18 protein-coding genes are annotated in these 19,269 nt (G+C 35.6%); 7 read left to right on the top strand and 11 right to left on the bottom strand.

Annotated features, from left to right (window positions below; genetic code table 11):
* Positions 1–24 precede the first annotated feature (24 nt).
* From AAEU33_RS10990 to AAEU33_RS10980, 3 genes are all read right to left on the bottom strand, one after another.
* Positions 25–549 (bottom strand): hypothetical protein, encoded by a 525-nt coding sequence (locus tag AAEU33_RS10990; RefSeq protein WP_172279425.1) that lies wholly within the window; start codon positions 547–549, stop codon positions 25–27.
* A gap of 307 nt (positions 550–856) precedes the next feature.
* Positions 857–1,276: a hypothetical protein gene (locus tag AAEU33_RS10985; protein ID WP_172279427.1), complete on the bottom strand. Its 420-nt coding sequence runs from the start codon at positions 1,274–1,276 to the stop codon at positions 857–859.
* Positions 1,277–1,355: 79 nt separating this feature from the next.
* Positions 1,356–2,186: an AraC family transcriptional regulator gene (locus AAEU33_RS10980; protein WP_172279429.1), complete on the bottom strand. Its 831-nt coding sequence runs from the start codon at positions 2,184–2,186 to the stop codon at positions 1,356–1,358.
* Positions 2,187–2,603: 417 nt separating this feature from the next.
* On the opposite strand from AAEU33_RS10980, the gene AAEU33_RS10975 reads away from it, so the two are divergent.
* Together AAEU33_RS10975 and AAEU33_RS10970 are read left to right on the top strand one after the other, a co-directional pair.
* Complete coding sequence (locus AAEU33_RS10975) at positions 2,604–3,746, top strand: VWA domain-containing protein (protein ID WP_345992671.1); 1,143 nt, start codon at positions 2,604–2,606, stop codon at positions 3,744–3,746.
* A 109-nt stretch (positions 3,747–3,855) separates the two neighbouring features.
* A complete protein-coding gene (locus AAEU33_RS10970; protein ID WP_345992669.1) occupies positions 3,856–5,310 on the top strand; it encodes a sigma 54-interacting transcriptional regulator in 1,455 nt (484 codons plus the stop codon).
* A gap of 70 nt (positions 5,311–5,380) precedes the next feature.
* Here the strand turns inward: AAEU33_RS10970 and AAEU33_RS10965 are convergent, their stop codons facing one another.
* The 3 genes from AAEU33_RS10965 to AAEU33_RS10955 all read right to left on the bottom strand — a co-directional run bounded on the left by AAEU33_RS10965 (position 5,381) and on the right by AAEU33_RS10955 (position 9,646).
* On the bottom strand, positions 5,381–5,833 hold the full coding sequence (locus tag AAEU33_RS10965; protein ID WP_345992667.1) for a nuclear transport factor 2 family protein: 453 nt from the start codon (positions 5,831–5,833) through the stop codon (positions 5,381–5,383).
* Positions 5,834–5,971: 138 nt separating this feature from the next.
* The gene (locus AAEU33_RS10960) at positions 5,972–8,845 is read right to left on the bottom strand and encodes a glycosyl hydrolase (RefSeq protein WP_345992665.1); all 2,874 of its coding nucleotides are present in this window, start codon (positions 8,843–8,845) and stop codon (positions 5,972–5,974) included.
* Positions 8,846–9,028: 183 nt separating this feature from the next.
* A complete protein-coding gene (locus AAEU33_RS10955) occupies positions 9,029–9,646 on the bottom strand; it encodes a tyrosine-protein phosphatase (RefSeq protein WP_345992663.1) in 618 nt (205 codons plus the stop codon).
* Between the two features lie 297 nt (positions 9,647–9,943).
* Between AAEU33_RS10955 and AAEU33_RS10950 the strand changes: the two genes are divergently transcribed.
* The 3 genes from AAEU33_RS10950 (at position 9,944) to AAEU33_RS10940 (ending at position 11,807) form a co-directional block, all read left to right on the top strand.
* Entirely contained in the window at positions 9,944–10,360 is a 417-nt protein-coding gene (locus tag AAEU33_RS10950) for a thioesterase family protein (RefSeq protein WP_345992661.1), read from the top strand.
* A gap of 149 nt (positions 10,361–10,509) precedes the next feature.
* Positions 10,510–11,208 (top strand): DUF1826 domain-containing protein, encoded by a 699-nt coding sequence (locus AAEU33_RS10945; protein ID WP_345992659.1) that lies wholly within the window; start codon positions 10,510–10,512, stop codon positions 11,206–11,208.
* Positions 11,209–11,339: 131 nt separating this feature from the next.
* On the top strand, positions 11,340–11,807 hold the full coding sequence (locus tag AAEU33_RS10940; protein WP_306614823.1) for a cupin domain-containing protein: 468 nt from the start codon (positions 11,340–11,342) through the stop codon (positions 11,805–11,807).
* Between the two features lie 126 nt (positions 11,808–11,933).
* On the opposite strand, the gene AAEU33_RS10935 is transcribed toward AAEU33_RS10940, so the two are convergent.
* Positions 11,934–13,052, bottom strand: coding sequence for an FAD-dependent monooxygenase (locus AAEU33_RS10935; RefSeq protein ID WP_345992657.1), 1,119 nt, complete (start codon positions 13,050–13,052; stop codon positions 11,934–11,936).
* Positions 13,053–13,153: 101 nt separating this feature from the next.
* On the opposite strand from AAEU33_RS10935, the gene AAEU33_RS10930 reads away from it, so the two are divergent.
* Positions 13,154–14,107 (top strand): AraC family transcriptional regulator, encoded by a 954-nt coding sequence (locus AAEU33_RS10930; RefSeq protein ID WP_345992654.1) that lies wholly within the window; start codon positions 13,154–13,156, stop codon positions 14,105–14,107.
* A 345-nt stretch (positions 14,108–14,452) separates the two neighbouring features.
* On the opposite strand, the gene AAEU33_RS10925 is transcribed toward AAEU33_RS10930, so the two are convergent.
* The gene (locus AAEU33_RS10925) at positions 14,453–14,854 is read right to left on the bottom strand and encodes a thioredoxin family protein (protein WP_345992653.1); all 402 of its coding nucleotides are present in this window, start codon (positions 14,852–14,854) and stop codon (positions 14,453–14,455) included.
* Between the two features lie 123 nt (positions 14,855–14,977).
* Complete coding sequence (panB, locus tag AAEU33_RS10920) at positions 14,978–15,796, bottom strand: 3-methyl-2-oxobutanoate hydroxymethyltransferase (RefSeq protein WP_345992651.1); 819 nt, start codon at positions 15,794–15,796, stop codon at positions 14,978–14,980.
* 301 nt (positions 15,797–16,097) lie between these two features.
* Here panB and AAEU33_RS10915 point away from each other — a divergent pair, with 301 nt between their 5' ends.
* On the top strand, positions 16,098–17,408 hold the full coding sequence (locus tag AAEU33_RS10915; protein ID WP_345992649.1) for a hypothetical protein: 1,311 nt from the start codon (positions 16,098–16,100) through the stop codon (positions 17,406–17,408).
* A 978-nt stretch (positions 17,409–18,386) separates the two neighbouring features.
* On the opposite strand, the gene AAEU33_RS10910 is transcribed toward AAEU33_RS10915, so the two are convergent.
* Together AAEU33_RS10910 and AAEU33_RS10905 are read right to left on the bottom strand one after the other, a co-directional pair.
* The gene (locus AAEU33_RS10910) at positions 18,387–18,683 is read right to left on the bottom strand and encodes a transcriptional regulator (protein ID WP_345992647.1); all 297 of its coding nucleotides are present in this window, start codon (positions 18,681–18,683) and stop codon (positions 18,387–18,389) included.
* Positions 18,676–19,269 (bottom strand): hypothetical protein, encoded by a 594-nt coding sequence (locus AAEU33_RS10905; RefSeq protein ID WP_345992645.1) that lies wholly within the window; start codon positions 19,267–19,269, stop codon positions 18,676–18,678. The genes AAEU33_RS10910 and AAEU33_RS10905 overlap by 8 nt, the downstream gene beginning before the upstream one ends.

Here is a 19,269-nt window from a genome sequence, read left to right as displayed (position 1 = left end):
TCCTGTAATCGTATTTACATTATCTTATTGGGAAATAATAGTATACGTTAGCTCTGTAGTGTATACTGTAGGATCCTGACCCGCGATATAATTATCAAGATATGCGTTAGCTCCGGCACCTTTGTATTCAATATTGATTTTCTTATCCACTCCTCCGTTAGAAGATGTTACCAATGTTGTTTCATTCGCTGATAGCTGCACATTTTGTGCATATTGAGCTCCGTTTACTGCCTCAGAACCGGCACTTGCTTTGATCTGAATGGTATTGGCCTGGATATTTTTACCCGCATTCTGTAAAGCAGCATTGGCACTTTTTACTTTTACCTGAAATCCACCGGTGCTGTAGATGCTCAGGTGATCTGCATTCACAGAAGAAACTCCGTTTACATAATCGTCTTTGGTTACATAGTCTAGGTTAACAACCTTCTGTGCATTATTCACAACAAGGGTCTGAATAGGCTTCAGTCTTACGTTTAGGGTTACATTCTGTTGAGCTTTCAATGTTGCAAATCCTACTAAAGCAAAACAAGCTAAGACACATTTCTTCATAGTTTAAAATGATGTTTGTATTAATTTTTAAAATTCGCTGCAAATGTATAGAGAAAGAAAGCCTGCATTCTTGTGAAAAAACACTTATAACTTGTAATTTTATGTAGTGAATTATTCACAAAAAGAAATAGCCTTTTATGAAAAAATCATAAAAAGCGTCAAATCATAAAACGATAGAACCGTTATTCCGTAAAAGCGCTATTATTTTAATCTCAAATAATTCACTTTTACGTATATATCGGTAAAAAAGGTATTTTAAAAAAATACCACGTATTGTGTAGTAATTTTCACAAGTCTTATTAAAATTTTACTGAGAAATTAGCGTAAGCACGACGTGATCAGCTTTAAAACCCGAGTCACAACCTGATTTTTTTAGTACAGCTTCTAATTTTTCATGTATTTTATAAACTTTCTGAATTACTCCCTTTTGACGATCAATCAGATTATGTTCTTTGTAACAGTTATCATTGTTTTTAAGATTTGCACTATCCTCATTAAAGGTCTCATGATGTACTTTTACTTCAAAACCTGAGGGACTCGATACGGTCACGGATTTAAATTCCGGTAATCGAGACGTTGTTGCTCCGGAATCTTCTTCATCATTATTGATAGAAAATATCTGTGCCGGGTACAACCGTACATTTAATCTCAAAGCATCAGAGTTCTGAGCAAAAGATTTTGCACAAGCAAAAAATAAAACAATTAATAAAAACCATTTAAAAAGCATATTGCCTGGATTTTTCACCAATCGGTTACATAGGTAAATATACAATAAATTCTATACCCACCTACAATAAATTCGATAATTATTTCATTTCGGAGGGATTTTTACCGGTATGTTTTTTGATAAAGTTGCTGAAATTCCCTTCATCGCTGAAACCCAGCTCATAAGAAACTTCGGAAATCGTACAATTGGAAAACTTCAGGGCTTTTATACATTCGTTCACCAGTTTTTCAATGATCACCTGTTTTGCAGTTTTTCCCAGCATGTATTCAGTCATCTCCGTCAATCTCCTTGAAGATATACTGAGTTCATTGGCATAGTAAGAAACCTTTTTTGCCGTTTTATAATCCCTTTGCAAAATCACTTTAAACCGATTGACATAATACATATAATCGAATTTAAAATCATTTTTTATTTCTTCGGTAGGAATATGTAAGAAGGCATCCAGTATAAGCCTTTCAATGGCATTATGGGCGGCGGAAATATATAAGCTTTTATCTTTACGCTGAAAGCTTTCCATTCTTTCCATGAATACCACACGCATCTGTTCTATATTGATAAAAGGAGCAACAAAAACATCTGAATTATAGTTAAAGAAAAGCTGGGAATTGATAAACAGGCTGTCTTTTGTCGATCTTTCATAAAAGGTTGAAGAAAACACGATCGCGAAGACATCGGATCTTTTTGTCTTGCCAAAAACGATTTTCTTCTGGGGACCTACAAATGCAATATTACCGGCTTTAATGCCGTACGCAACATCTTCCACCGTTAATGTAATATCTTCTAAAACAATATAGATACAAAAGTATTCCAGCGTGTTCATCTCCCTTTTGTTGTTATTTCTTTTTATGATATAATCCAACCGGTTGATACTAAACCCATTATCTTTTAACTGATCCGTTATTATATACATATTCCTCCCAATTCTGTAAACGAAAAATTCCTTTTAAATAAAACGAATATATAGATATAAAAATTTTGCCAAAATGGCTTTATAAAAGGAAAAATTATTAAAAATAATTTATTATAATTTAGTATATCATTACAATATCCATTAAAAACTTTCTGCAAATCAAAAGGGAAGCACGAAAATATCTGTACCGATTATATTTTCATTGCTTATCAAAGCCATTAGTATTTTCTATTTTCCAACAGGTATGTTGAAATGATATTTTCATAACTTGTAGTTTTTTAAATTCAATAAAAAATTAAGGAATATTGCAAATACATTTCGCTTTGATTCAGGACTGAAACAATCACTTGGTTCCTTTATTACATTACAATTTTACTAAACAGAAAAAAGCAGTTAACCGAAAAACCGCAGTGTCTTATGACAAACAAATATTTAAATTTTCAAAAAGGTTTTATTTTCAGTAAACATATTCCGGAAGAAACATCAGATTTTGACCGGGTCTTTGATGTTTTTAAGGATCTGCTCACCCACACTTCCGGAGATATCGAGGAAGCCTTTCACTGGCTTGATCTTCTCGATAAGGAGTATGACATTTTCAATAATGAATATACGCTTCAGGACTTTGAGGAAGATCTGAAAAAGCGCGGGTACATCAAAGAGGAAGATGATCCGAAAGACGGCAATACAGGATCCGGTAAAGGGAAAAATATATTAACCGCCAAATTAGAGTCTGCATTAAGAGAATATGCACTGGACCAGATTTTCGGTAAACTGAAGAAAACGGGAATCGGAAATCACCGCACTTCAAAAACGGGAATCGGTGATGAAAAAGATGGTGAGAACCGATCTTACCAATATGGAGACGAACTATCTTTGGTTAATATGACGGAGAGCTTAAAAAATGCACAGATCAATAATGGCATTTCTGATTTACGCATGACGGAAGATGACCTCATCGTAGAGGAAACAAAACATAAAGCTCAAATGAGCACCGTATTGATGATTGACATCAGCCATTCCATGGTTCTATACGGTGAAGACCGCATCACTCCTGCCAAAAAAGTAGCCATGGCATTAGTTGAGCTGATCAATAGAAAATACCCTAAGGATTCCATTGACATTATCGTGTTTGGCAATGAAGCCTGGCCCATTAAGATCAAAGATCTTCCTTATTTAAAAGTGGGACCGTATCATACCAATACGGTGGCAGGTCTAGAGCTTGCGATGGATATTCTCCGCAGAAAAAGAAATACCAATAAACAGATTTTTATGATCACCGACGGAAAACCGAGCTGCATTCAGCTGCCTAGCGGTGAGTTCTATATGAATAGTGTTGGTCTTGACGAAAAAATAGTTACACAATGCCTGCATAAAGCGGCCCAGGCCCGAAAGCTGAAAATTCCCATTACAACCTTTATGATTGCCCAGGATCCCTATCTCCGTAAATTTGTGGAAGTATTTACAGCACAGAATAAAGGGAAGGCGTTTCTTACAGGCTTGTCTGGTTTGGGGCAGATGATTTTTGAAGATTATGAAAAAAACAGGATAAGGAGAATATAGTTTGATGCTAGATTTTAGATTTTAGATCTTAGAATTTAGAGGTTAGAGGTTAGATATATAGATTCTCATTCTTTTATACAGTACATAGATTATTTATTTAAAAAAAACAATGAAAAACGATATTACATTCAAAGAGTTAAAAGATTCCGGATATACCCATAAAACGATTAGTCAGGAGATTCAGGCGAACCTTATTGCCAGGATTAAAGCTAAAGAACCCGCATTTAAAGGGTTACTGGGTTACGAAGACACCGTAATCCCTCAATTGAAGAAAGCCATTCTAGCAGGGCATCATATTAACTTACTGGGCTTACGCGGACAGGCAAAAACAAGAATTGCGAGAAGCATGGTAGACCTTCTGGATGAATACATGCCTGTTGTAAAAGGATCTGAAATTAATGATAGTCCATTTCATCCGATCTCGAAATTTGCCAGAGACCTTATTGATGAGTTGCGAGACGACACCCCTATTTCGTGGGTACACCGCTCAGACCGTTTTTTTGAAAAACTGGCCACACCGGATGTAAATGTTGCCGACTTAATCGGAGACATCGATCCCATTAAAGCGGCCACCCTGAAGCTTCCATATTCTGACGAACGCGTGCTGCATTACGGAATGATTCCGCGTGCCAACCGTTCGATATTTGTTCTCAATGAACTTCCTGATTTACAGGCCCGCATCCAGGTTTCGTTATTTAATATCTTACAGGAAGGAGATATTCAGATCAGAGGTTTTCAGTTGAGAATGCCTCTTGATATTCAGTTTGTATTTACTGCAAACCCTGAAGACTATACCAACAGAGGAAGCATTGTAACTCCTCTTAAAGACAGGATCGGTTCGCAGATCTTCACCCATTATCCCCGAACCATTGATCTTGCCCGTCAAATTACGGAGCAGGAAGCTCTTATATCACCTGAAGACAAATCAAGGATACAGGTTCCGGGTCTTGCAAAAGATCTGTTGGAAGGTGTTGCCTTTGCAGCACGTGACAGTGAATATGTGGATGAAAAAAGCGGGGTAAGTGCCCGATTGACCATCAGTGCAATGGAAAACCTTGTGGCTGCCGCAAAACTGCGCTTAATAGAAACCGATGCAGAAAAAACAACGGTTCGCCTGCTTGATTTTATGTCCATCATTCCATCGATCACAGGGAAAATCGAACTTGTGTATGAAGGGGAGCAGGAAGGAGCAGATTATGTAGCGAAAATATTAATCGACAGAGCCGTGATGGTACAGTTTGAAACGATTTTCCCACGCATTTCCAAGCTGGAGAAAGAGGGCATCAAAACTCCTTATACGGACCTGATCAAATGGTTCAACAAAAATCAGCTGGAACTGAACTACACGGATACGGATGAAGAGTTCTATTCCAAGCTTAACAGTATTGCTCCTCTGGTGCAGGTGGTTGAGGAAAACGCCTCCGAATTAAGTGAAGAAGATCAGAACTTCTGTAAGGAGCTTGTTTTATGGGCGCTTACCATTAACAAAAAACTGGACAAATCTGAAAATCAGACTGCCTTTACTTTTGATTCTTCAGGGGTAAGCCCTTTTTTCCGTAACTAAAGCTTTCGCTTATTCATCTTAAGGTAAGCGTATCAATAATAAATCCTCCGAAACGGAGGATTTTTTATGATCAGGTCTTTTCGATAACAAATGCTTTCAATTCTGCCATCTTTCCATCACGGAATCGCCAAACATCACAATAAGAATAATCAACAGCTCTCCCTTCTTTATTCTTCATGCTTATTGTTCCTATAGCCACCACATAATCATTTTCGGCTACTAATTTTTCTACTTTAAATTCAGGTGGTTCTGTATAAGCAACTGCCATATATTTTCGCACTTCTTCCTTTCCTTTCAAAACCTGTTCACCTACAAATGTCCACTGTGTATCATCGGTACAGTAGGAAAGAAAACCTTCATAATCTCCTTTAGCGATAGCTAGATTTGCCTTTTCAAGTACTGTTTTATTGTCCATATTCAAATTACTTTTAAAATGATGCTCTGATAAATAATAAGGTGACCGGACAGCAGATAAAAAATCAGTTGATCCCATCATCAATAATGTTATAAATACTATTTTCATGCCTATATTACTTTAGATCAGGATATTCCTGACTCATCACAGACAAAGGTAAAACAGAGATTCGGGATCATGAATAAGAAAGGCTAAATGTAAGATACTAACAATAATGTAAGGAACAGACTTATTTTACCTTAGGTCTCAGTAAATCGTTACAGGTCCTGCCAGCCCCAAAGATTGCAGGGGCTGGTCTTTCTTTTTCTGGTTGGTCCAGTACTGAGCCACTTCATTATCTTTAAGCGTTTTCATATAGTTTACCATAACGGTAATGACCTTAATTTCGATTTCATTTTCACCGATATGGAGCAAGCCATCGAGAGCATACACCCTTCGGCCGAACCATTGGGTTCCGGCTTCTGTTCCATTCACCTTTACTTCACAGATTCCATATACACTTCCAAGATTCAGGAAATCCTTGGTATCATGATCTCCAAGTTGGAATGTAGTACGGTAGACTACAGTTCCGGCAAAATGACTGTAAGAAGGCAGCTCTTTAAGATCAGTAAGACGATCCAGCTTTTCTTTGTTGACGGTCCCGTCATAATGCCTGAACTCCACATCCCATGCAGTGCTCAGTTCTTTTACTTGAGTTCCTGTTAACGGATGAGCTTTCCACATGGTTCCTTTTCTATGATGATCAAAAACAATCAGTTTTGAGTCTGCAGGACCTAAATTTATATGAAAAAGTCCCTCTTCTACTGCCAGCTTACTTCTCCTGCCTGTTGTCGCATCCCATAACCACGCCTGTTTACGCTTAATGATCTCCTGATCAAATTGAATATCCAGTGAAGCACTATGCCTGCTGCTCGAATTGGTCAGTAAGAACAGCTCTGCATCTGTTGTCTGATAACGCACTTGAGTTATAAAGGACTCAGGTTTCCGGATTTTCATATAGGGCTTTAGGCTGTATTTCTCCTGTACGGTTTTATACCACCCTGAAAAGTCAGCCGTCGGTTTATGCAATACAATGAAACGGTCAGGATAAGCCTCCATCTTTTTCACCCATTCCTTCACCTCCTGATCTCTTTTCTCGTAATTATTCCAACCCGTTGATCTTTCGGGAACTGCTTCAATGCAAAAGACTCTTCCACCGTCCCTTATAAAATCATACAGTTTGCTTGCTGTGGCTGTATCCAAACTATGCACTTCAATTAAAAAAAGAGTATGGTATTTTCTGCTTCCATACGTAAGGAATCCTTTTTTCACTTCCGAGTCTTGGATCACGCGTTCAGAAACATAATCACAAGCGTTACCATTCTGATGAATGGATTCCCAGATCAAAGACTGATATGCCGGCGATACGATAACCGGAAAAGGTTCCATCTGGGCACTGTATTCCGACCACTGATCAGCAAAGGGAGCTAACAGCCCAATGTCGGCAAACATGGTAGCCTGCTGCAATACCGCCGATAACCTGGCACGATAATCTGTGTAATGTTTAAAATAAGGCCACATCGTGTTCTTTTCATTAAAATATCCACCATAGGTAATCCAACCCGGAAAAGCTGCTTCCGGCGGAGAATAATTAAATCCATGAAAAACGGGATGTGTAACTCCCGATATCGTACTCTGATCCCCCGCTATTTTGAAAATTTCCAGAGACTCATTGAACACCATATCAGTATTGGTTAGCTCTTCGGAACTGATCAGTTTTTTACCCTTTAGATGGGCTGCAGAAGAAACCAACTTATTGATCATCGTGTTTCCCCTGCCAAGATGCCAGGGATATTGTGTGAATTTCTCTTCACTGATATCTTCCCCGATACCGTATTTCAGCCAGGTTTCACATTCTGGAATATCAATTTCAAAACTTCCTTCCAATGGAAAATAGCCTCTTCCATAGGCCTGCGCTCTCGATTGTATTTTATTCTCTTTGCACCAGTGTACATAGGGAGTAACAAACCTTTCTTCAAAAAGTTCTGCTTTGGTAAGCTCAAAATCATACCGCATACGGTCTGTCATTTTTTTGAACGCCTCGCCCATCTTTACGGGATATAGGATATTCTGCCCGGTGGTATTTCCCATTGCTCCAATTTTAAACAATACAAAGGGCAAATAAGGATAAATATCGTATCCTCTCCTTCTTTTAAACTCAGTCATCATATCCTCACTCCAGTTGGCCCCCTCTATTTCCAGACTATCCACAAAGAAAGAGCGGACATAGCCTGCAAGAGGTCCTGTTTTCCGCTGAATGGTATCAGTCATCCTGTATAGGTATTTTTTCACGGCAGCAGAATTATAATGATTCAGAACAGGTCCCATCCCACCTGGGGCTCCTTGGATCACCCGCATAAAGCGTTCTATTTTCACCAATCCATAAACCGCATAATCACCTTTGGGTATAGAAACCTTTATCATTCCGCTTTTAATCTGGTTCGAAAGATCGATCACTTCGTCTATCGTATTGAGCGGATCCGGCACAAGTTTTACGTCCAGCATTTCCATTGTCCTTCCGCTGTATGGGCTGGTAATCGCCGGATCGGCTTCTTTATAAAGATCAAAAAGAGAAAATTCTGTGGTGAGAGGACCCTTTAATTTTTTTACGGCGATTACCACTATTTGTGAGCACTCTTCTTTTTCTAAAAAATCGCCACCCATGGGAAAACCCGTACCCACCAATATATCACAGGTCATCTCCAGAGATTTAGCTTCTTCCAGCGTAAATTTCAATAAGTCTATCCATTCGTCACTTAGCCAATCAATACTTTGCTTCCCCATGTCATCCGTACGCGAAGGAAATGATATCGGATTGATCTCAACCCCTCCTATTCCCGCATCCTTTAAAATCCTGAGCTCCCTGGCAAGTTCTGATCTTTCAATCTTATTGCCATTCCACCACCAACGTACAAATGGGCGGTACCGATTTTCCGGATTACTGAAAACTTCAAACAGTGATTTACCTGACCGTAAATGTTCTTCCCGCAACATGGCACTGGCGTAGGATGGTAGTATATTTGCAAGAACCAAGCCGGATGCAGCAACTGAACACTGTTTCAAAAATTCTCTTCTTTCCATGGATCGTTTTATATTAAAATTACGCCGGTGTAATGACTACATTGGTTATGTCCTGTTTATCATAGCAGGATAGTCAAATTTAATGGATTTCCTGTTACCATTACAATTCCGAAGAAAAATAGTATCATAACGATAAGGTCCGGTTATCTTACGATACCGGACCTTATATTTTATAGATCGATATTAATTAAATACCTGTCCTTTGATGTAATCAACATTCACATCCCTGATATAATCGATAAGATTGGTATATTGGGAATGGAAATGGTAGCCCCCTTCTGTCATTTCTTCAGTGGCATCCTCTTTACTCCAGTTCTGGAAAATAATACGGTACATCGCCATCGTAACACCGGTTCTGTCACTACCATGAGCACAATGCACATCAATAGGTTTCGGGGCGGTTCTTATTATCCGCAAAGCTTTAATGATCTCAACATCTGATACCGATGAAGCATTCATGGGAACATTATACAGGTTACCAGCATAGTTAGTTCCTCCCACATGATCTGTATGACCTTCCCTCAGGTTAAGTATCGAAGCAATATGTTTTTGCTCAAGAAAATTAAAGCCCGCATTGTCAGGCTGCTCACTTCTATATACATCATTATTTACTTTATACAGATTATCAAAAGGAGAACCTGAAACTTTTTGAGCCCAGGTCTGGGGCCTTGAGGTTTTGGATGTGACGGACAAGTCGGAACTTTGGAAAACATTGCCCGATTTTACCAGTGCATCATCAGAATTTTCAGGAGCACAAGCCAGTGTACTTAATGCCAGCAGGATAAAAATTGCTTTTTTCATGTTTTATTTTTATTATTAAAATGATCTGTTTATTGGCTACCATCATGACGTGACCGGAATTCCAATGGTAAAGGAATCTTCAACGATCTGTCATCTATTTCAGGAAATAAGCGGGTACAATCAGGATGAAATAATGGAAACAAAAGTATAAATAAATCACAATATATCAATACATAGAGAAATATAACACATTAAAATATTATTAAATTTTCTTTGTGTTGGTTAAGATCTCTTCGTTCAATTTTGATTTGGCGCCAATTATAATTAGCTTTATGTATTAAATATAGAATTATCATTATGAAATATTCAAAAGAATATGTGACTAAAGAAGAGCACATTGATGTACAGGGAATTATGGACGGTTTATATTATCCGTTTTATATGGAATATTGCAGACACCAGTATATTGATGAGGTTTTGGGGTTTAACCTTGAAAATGAAGCAAAAAATGGGGTTAATATGGTTTTATCAGGATACACGATCAGTTTTCTCAGGTCTCTCAAAAAAGGAGATACCTTTACGGTAACCTGTGAACTGTTCAGGGATAAAGGTGATGCTCCTAAGATTCATTTTAAGCAATCCATTATCCTGAATGGTAAGGTAACGACAAAAGCAACTTTTACCGGAACTTGCGTGCCTGCAACCGGTGGCAGGCCTTTTCTTCCTGAATCTTTAAAAGCACTTATTGAAGAGGCACCTGTTTTGGAAGACTAGTGTCTTTTCCATCACATTATAAAAAGCAGGTATAAAAACCTGCTTTTCAATTTTCATATCCAGCCCTGTTGAAGAAAAGTCAATTTAGAGTTATCTTCAATTCCTTACTTTTGTAAAGTATTAAACGGCTTAATAGTTTATTCCATCACATGAATCCTATATTTTCCAGCAGCAAACAAATTGAAGTGGTATCTTCCTTTTCAGAACTCATCGATACCGATTTTTACGGAACTATGAATGCAATCTGCTGGCACAGGAATTTAACCGGAGACTTTAAAGAAATTGTCTCTAAGCTTCATTTAAAAGATCATATTACGGAAGTTTCCACTGACGATCTTTTGGCATTACCACTTTCAGAAAAAGGAATTAGTGCGAGGGAAACGATTCTCAATGATTTACGTTTATTGGAAGACTTCGGGGCATTGCCTTCCCTCAATCTGCTTAAAAATTATGATCGGGACGAGGAGCTGGATTTTATCTCAACCGATGTGTATTCATATCACGTAGACCGTTCCCCCATTGGTACCGATACTTTTTTGTGTACTTATCACGGTGCTCCCAGTGAAATTATACCCAATGACCAGGTGGAGCAAAAAATTATGATCCCCGAAATCAGGGAAAAGCTTAGAAAATTACATGACGGTCCGGAAGCAGAATTTGAAGAGTTCCTGAAAGAATACTTCTTCGACCTGCACTATCAGCCAAAGCTTAATGCAGAACCCGTAAGTCTTGGATCAGGACATCTTTGGCGACTGGCAGTAGATCATCCGGAACAAAAAGTTCTTCCTTGTGTTCACAGGGCTCCCATTGAAAAAGATGGCGAATACCGCTTACTTCTTATTTGCTGAGAACGTTATTGATATTGACGAATCTCTTTTTATGATCCGGAACATATAATGATACATACTGAATTGCTTGCAATGCTGCTTAATTTTTGGTACCTTGAAATCCTATTTTATCCATTAATCATGACCTCACAATGGCCGATACCGTAATACTATCTGAAGGAGCAGAATTTGACCACGTTATACAAGAAGTTTCAAAGTATATCCACCTGTATGTAATGGCATTCCAAAAAGATGAAAGAACCATTACCCGCGTTGATAAACGTGAAGGTATGTATGGCGGAAAAGGAACCGTTTATATGTTACAAATGTTCGGCGATAAAGAGCTGGCCAATAATCGCCTGGCTGCTTATATGGTCTTGCTGAACAAAGGAGATGAATCCGGATATCATACCCACCATGCAAGAAATGAAGAAGAACTCTATGTCGTTGTTCATGGAACAGGAGAATACCGGGAAAGAACAGGAACTCACGGACCCGAGCGTAAAAAAACACTTCAGAAAGGTGATATTACAGCCATCAGTTCAATAGGTTATCATTCCATCGAAAACACAGGCGATGAACCTTTGATCATGTTTGTTATTACAACCAACAATCCATAACTACGAAACTGTATTTTCCCGGAATTATGACTTATCATGAAAACGGACAAATACCCACGAAAAAGAAAAAATCTTTCTCTTGGGATTGGCCTAAAGACCATATTTGAACACATTCAACCATAACCATTATGGTGTTTTTTTATCATTACTAAACGCCATGAAAGATGCCTGTAATTCTTCTTCTGTTTCAGGTAACTGAACTTTTAAACCCCGTGTAATGCGAGACTGAATGCTTTCCGCAAAAGGTTTGAAGGTTTCATTGTATTTTTTGAAAGCAGTTTTATAATCATCATTTGCATCAAGCTCCTTTGCTAACAAAGTTGCGCCTTGCAATGCGAGGCTTGTCCCCATTCCCGTAAAAAAACTTGGCGCGTGCGCAGCATCACCAACCAGGGCTACACGTCCTTTAATCCAGGTCGGCATATGGATCTGGTTCGCCTCATCAAAATATAAATCGTCGGAATAAAGCATGGAATCTAAAATTTCAGGAATTTTCCAATTCGTATTATTCCCAAAATATTCTTTCAGAATTTGTTTTTGTTGTTCTGTATTTCTGTAATTCCAATCCAATTCCGGAGCTCTGAACATCAGTATTGCATTAGCTCCATCTTTGAAATGGTATATTACAGCCTGCTTGCCCAGCTCACGATATACGATTCCCGTATTTCCTGACCTGCCTGTTTGTATATGATCTGCTTTGGTAAAAGCAAAGTAAACACCGAAAAACTTTTTGAAATTTTCTTCAGCACCAAATACCAGTTTTCTTACTATTGAGTGGGTGCCATCTGCCCCAAATACAAAATCAAAACTTCTGTTCTCCCCCTTTTCAAAGGATACCTCAACACGATCTTCATTTTGGACTAATGTCTTTATGCTGTTTCCGAAAATAAATTCTACCTCCTTCTTAGGGACAATATCAAAAATAATTTCTATCAGGTCACTGCGGTGGATTTCAATATCACCAAGATATTCTTCCATTGCATTTATTGAAAAACGACTCAATGTTTGCCCTTTCGCATCTACAATCTCGTCAGTATGGATAAATTCACGGTCTTTAATTTTTTGTAATATTCCCATTTTTTTTACCACATCCAGTGCTTTACCCCGGACATCGATAGGTGAACCTCCTTTCCGAAGACCTTTACCTATTTCTACGACAGTTACCTCATAACCATATTTATTTAACCAATAAGCCAAAGTTAATCCGGCGAAACTTGCACCTGATATCAAAACTTGTTTTTTCATAACTTAAGAATTTAATTGTTCTGTAACATTTGTTATATCAAAATTACCGGTAACTTTACGATTAAAATACCTCAATAACTACTAAAAATAGTCGTAAAAATATGAAAGACGAAGGTCATAAAGCTATAGACAGCAGAATTCTTGAGTATGCAAGCAAGGTAGGACTGACGACAAAAGATGAGCTACAGCATTTCGAGGTCAAACTATTTAAAGCCTTTATTTTTTTACCCGATATGGCGCTGCATTTTGGTTCACTAATCGCTAAAAAGAATTTTACACGACAAACTGCAACATCCGTGATTAAAGACAGTATCGGTTTTTTATTTTACAACATCTTTGAAGATCATAATCAAAATACGTCCGGTACAATCAAACCGCCTTCAGATACTACATTTGTACGTATATTCCCATTTACGATACCGCAAAAAATTCATTTCACAGAAAATACACAGGCTACCTATGTTTCAATTAGCATCAGTGCCGAGTATTTGAAGAGTTTTTTAAAAGAAGAATCCGAATATTTTCAGTTTCTTTTCGATAATACCAACAGCTTTCTGGTTGAAGAATTGATGACCGATGACATTTTGCGCACCGTAAATGATATTGTAAAAAAAGAAACTCCGGCCACAATGAGAAGCTATTACTATAAAATCAAGGCTATGGAGCTACTGTTTTATTTATTTGAGAGTTTACGAAAGCGGGAAAATTCTACCCACCAAAAACTAAGTCGGAAGGAAATACAATCTATTTATCAGGTACGCGACAAAATTGTTTCCTCATTAAGCCGGCCAACCAGTATTGCAGAACTGAAACAAATGGCCGGAATGAACGAGCTTAAGCTCCGCCGGATATTCAAGCAGGTCTTTGGTATGGGAATTTACGATTACTATCAGCACCTACGTATGAAAGAAGCTGCCCGGCTTTTGCGGGATGAAAAACTGTCGGTATCAGAAACAGGCTATCAAATGGGGTTTGAAAACCTAAGTCACTTTTCAAGGGTATTTGAAAAGCATATGGGTAAAAAACCGAAAAAATATAGTCATGATATGAAATAGAGGAAGATATTAGTAGTTTAATACTTGTGCGCTTGCTAGTGTATTAATTCGTTCGTGTGGTTAAAAACATAAATCAAGCAACCTAAATCCATTATTAGAATAATCAAGTATGTTATAAACTTTTACTTCCCGATACAGAATCTAAACAAGTCCTTATTAATTAGGTTTGGCATAGGTCAAGATGGACAAAAATAGTACAGTCTTAAAAAACTGCAACATCTTTTCAGAAAGATTCCACAATCTTCGTCCTCTTATAACAGCATTAATAAAGCATTTCTTGCTAGTGTTCGTATTGGCTTTTTAACATTTTAAATCCCTACCAAAAAAGGTTATAATATTTCCTTGTTAACTATATTTAATCCAAGACATTAAAAATTTCATAACCATCTCCCTATTGTATCCATCGTTCTGCTCTAAGACATCTGTCCGTTGAATATGAATTTTTTCACCATTTTCATTTAGAATAATAATTACAGGAAATCCAAAATAATCAGGATTATCATACCGTGAAAAAATTTTTTCATTTTCAGGCGAAAAGTTAAGGTGATAGTAAATATAGTTTTTGTCAATTATTTCTTTCAATTCCATTGAATTATTTAAAAACTCTGTAAAACGTATACACCAAATACACCAATTACCACCAGCTTGTATCATAATGTTTTTTTTCTCAACCTTTGCTTGAGCAATAAGTCCTTCAATATCTTTTTCTGCATCAGCATAGATATCATATATTTGAACATCTTTCATAATTTTTCTATTAGGATTAGAAACAGTCATTTTGTTAATGACTCAGTTTTATTATCTATCTTTTAAATTAACCTTAATAAACTATTAAAATTGACCGATAACAGATCTTAGAATCTGAATATATCAATATGATTCAGATTCATTAGGAAACTTTAACAGTTTTACATCATTGATATAATTTTTTGTGGCATTGGTCATTATAGCATATAAATCAGCATATCGTCGTAAGAATTTTGGCGAAAAATCTTTATTCATACCCATAGCATCCTGAATAACCAATACTTGACCATCTGCTTCGACACCAGCTCCAATACCAATGATAGGAATTGAAACCTCCTTTGAAATTTTTGCTGTTAGTTCAGAAGGAATTTTTTCAAGCACTAAAGCGAACGCTCCTATTTTTTCCATTAACTTACAGTCCAAGATTAATTTATTAGCTTCCTCTTCCTCCTTTCCGCGAACTCCATAACTGCCATACTTATTAATGGATTGTGGCATTAAGCCCAAATGTACCATAACAGGAATTCCTGCATCAATTATTTTCTTAACATCATCCACAATTTCAGCACCTCCTTCAATTTTAATTGCATCAACGCCTGTTTCTCGCATCATAACAATTGCAGCATCCAAAGAATTGAATGGATTACCTGACACCGTGCCAAAAGGCATATCAGCTACAACCAATGCCCTTTTTACACCATTAACTACTGCACGTGCAAAATTCATCATTTGCTGTAAAGAAATTGATAATGTCGTTTGATTCCCAATCATTGTATTTGAAGCAGAATCACCAACAATTATCATATCTATTCCAGCTTCATCTATTATTTTCGCCATCGTAAAATCATAAGCAGTTAGTGCACTTATTTTTTCCCCACTTTTTTTCATTTTTTTTAGTTGAAGAGTGGTCACTTTCTTTTTGATTTCCTTGTGTACCGACATTTTATTATAAGTTATTAAAATTATTAACTGCTAAGAATCCAAAAAATGTCATCGATCCGTTGATGAGTATATAATGTTTTCAATTCTCTTTTTTGACTGACATCAATAAAATGAATCATAATATTACTTTTCAATTTACTTTTACAAATATAAGTATTTTTATATATATAATATTTTTTACAGTTAAATTAATTTTGATTTATATTTTTATTTATATTTGTAAAAGTTAATTTATTTAAAAAATTTTAAGAGCAGACGTTTATGTCTTGCAGATAGTAAATTGTCAACTAAATTATAATCTATGAAAAAAAAACAGTTTTTAATTATTAGAAAATCATACAAGTTTGTATTGTTTTCTTTATTCCTATCATTTGCATTAACCTCTTGCTCGAAAGATGATTTAGCGGAAAATGACCTTCCTGAAAACACAACAAATAACAGCAGTTATAAAATGGCAGGTGATTTACTTTTACAGAAAAATGTAATTATCCTGAATGATGAATCTATACAATTTATTAAGGAAGATAACCAGCAAATAACATTCAATTCTGTAACACCTCAAATTGATAGTATAAAAGAAGGAACTGTTATAGTAGGAACTAAAGTAGAAAATGAAAAAATCAGAAATATACTAGCAAAGGTTGTCGCAGTATCTAAAATGAATAATCATATTGTCTACAAAACAGAAAGTGCAAAGCTAGAAGAAGTTATTTTTAGTGGGAATATTAGTGGGATATATGATCCCACTAAAGAATCTTCATTTCAGGTGAATGGTAGAACTGCAAGCTATATACCTATCAAAGGATTTATTTCTCAGGCAACTAATACAAAAATAAATAATTTAGAAATTACAAGAAAAAAAGCGACTAACACTATTAGCTTCAGCCATTTTAGCTTTGATAAGACCATTAATTTACCTTCACAACAAGTTGGTCCGGTTACAGCAGCAGCTTCTTTTAATTTAAAGGGTGGATTTACTCCAAAAATTAAATACAATATTTCATTTTCTTTTGGACATTTATCTAGTTATTATATTGATTTTATTATGGATGATATAAGCTTACAAACACTTGCAAATGTTCAAGGAAAACTTGGATACACACTAAGTGTAACCGATTATCTTAACATTCCAATAGTACCGATTGTATTGGGACCAACAGGACTTATTATAAGTCCATCAGTAGCTGCTGGCCCTTTTGTCGCAGCAAGCTCTACAGGAATAGCACAAATAAATTTATTTGCAATTACTGGAAAAGCAAACTTCAAGGTAGGTTTGAAGCCTGATTTAAATTTAGATTTTCAATTGATTAAAGGTCCACAAATCACTAAAATAGAAGGTGATGTATTTACAGAAGCAGGCTTTGAGATAAAAGGAGCTGTTGGCTTACAATTTTTAACAGCTTCAATAGCTAATTCTGGTCTTAGAGGACGTGTTTCCGCGATGCCATCTCTTAAATTAGAGTTGATACCTAATAGAAGTATACCATTTGAGTTAAAAGCAAAACTTCAAGCAGATATGTTCTACGGATTTGGTATTTCTCCTCTAAGATACGAAGGAAGCTATCCATTGCTTGATAAGGAATTGGTAATATATAAAACGCGTTTGCTATAGAAATCACTTTTGTATTTTAAAAATGCTGGAATTTAAAATTCCGGCATTTTTATTTAGTCAATTATGAACAAAAAAAATTCAATTACTTAGCAATATTTATTTTATTCAAATATAAATTGCAAAAAGATATTATTTTTAATTGAATTACAAATCGGATTATATGAAAAAGAAAAATTAAGTAAATACAATTTGTATGGTTTATCAGAGTAATGTGAGTATAGCCACACAGTGTAAAAAAAAATTGATCTAAAAAATATAGGATAATTATGTTACTACGCACTGAATTGCTAGCCCGAGTTCTTTAATCATATTGACTTTCACTGAAAATTTATACTTAGTATCAATTATGTAAATTTCTCAAATATTGAATCAGTTTTTTTCTACTTCACAACCTCTTCATTCGGCACACATTCGGTCTCAAAATAATTGAGTCATTACTTTTCCATACCTATCTTCAATACGGTACATAAAATTCTATCTTTTCACACTATCCACCAACAAACCCTATTTTTAAGCAAAAATTAGTATTAAAAATTTATAAAAGATCTAATTAATCTTTTCTTAAACATAAAAAGGTATTTTGAGTCCATTTTGAATATTAATTAAAGTTAAGAATAAAACGCAAACTCAACATTTCTTCAGGGATTAATTAAAGATCATAATCTCTAACAAAAAGAAATCTTTTAGATTGATTTATGAAACTATATTTTGACTAATGTGATGGATTTAGAGTTACCAAGGGTCACTTAAAATTATATTTGTGAAGTAAATTCATCAGTAAATGAACTATTTTACTCCATGTTGTGGATAATCATATGGACGTTCAAAAATATAAGAGCAGACAATTGTTCTGAATTTTTGCACAAATTCATTACTCATTTTTGTATAAAAAATAGGATTTAGTACTGCTGTTAAAAAAAGAAAAACCAATCAAATAACTATATCTGACCATTGAATAGATTACAAATTTATTAAATTCTAATTATTTCCAAAATTAATGTAACTTTTTAGAGCTTCTATATAAAGTCCAAACTTTTCAATACCAACTTGTGTTATTTTACATGTTGTAAGCGGAAAATTACCTTTATAACCTTTAATAATTTCGATATAACCTGCTTCCTTTAATTTTTTTAATTGAATACTTAAATTTCCATCACTTGCATTGGTCTGCTTACAAATAAAAGAAAATTCAGCTTGCTTAGCAACAACAAGTATTGACATAATTCCTAACCGTAATTGGGAATTATGTAACAATGGGTCCAATTCTTTAAGCATTTTCAATAGTTCTCTTATTTAAAAGATATCCTGGTAAGGTATAGCTTAATAAGCATACTATAGCTCCTAATAATAATTGATTTGATAACGACAAAGAAGCATAAATAAAAATTAATGCCAATATCCAGTTAAGAATTCCACCTAAAACAAAAGGCCTGAATTTCATTATACTTCCAGTTATTAAAAGCCATGCACCGTATACCATATATATGATAGGTATAGAATATTCTTTGTCTTGGCCTATAAAAAATAAAAGTAAAAAAAGAAAGAGATGAAATACAAGAGAAATTGAGCGGCTATGGTCTGTTTCGTAACTTCTTATTTTATTTTTCTTTCGTTCACTCAAAAAATAAATAACAGACATAATAGATGCTACAATAGTTATACTTATCCAGCCATAAATGGCAATATCTGGTACAGAATTTAAAAGAAGTATAAAATGTACTATCATAGCTAAGGCAATTGCTGTTCCCCAAACCATATAGTGGAATCCACTATTTTTCTCAATTTGACCAATATGTTTTAATGTGTGATATATATAATCTATCTTTCCTTCACACTCTATTTTCTCGCGAAGTTTATTCAT

It is taken from the genome of Chryseobacterium sp. Chry.R1 (assembly GCF_039645525.1).
GTDB lineage: Bacteria > Bacteroidota > Bacteroidia > Flavobacteriales > Weeksellaceae > Chryseobacterium > Chryseobacterium proteolyticum.
The sequence above is the reverse complement of the archived record's forward strand: the minus strand, read 5'-3'. Positions and strand labels throughout refer to the sequence as shown.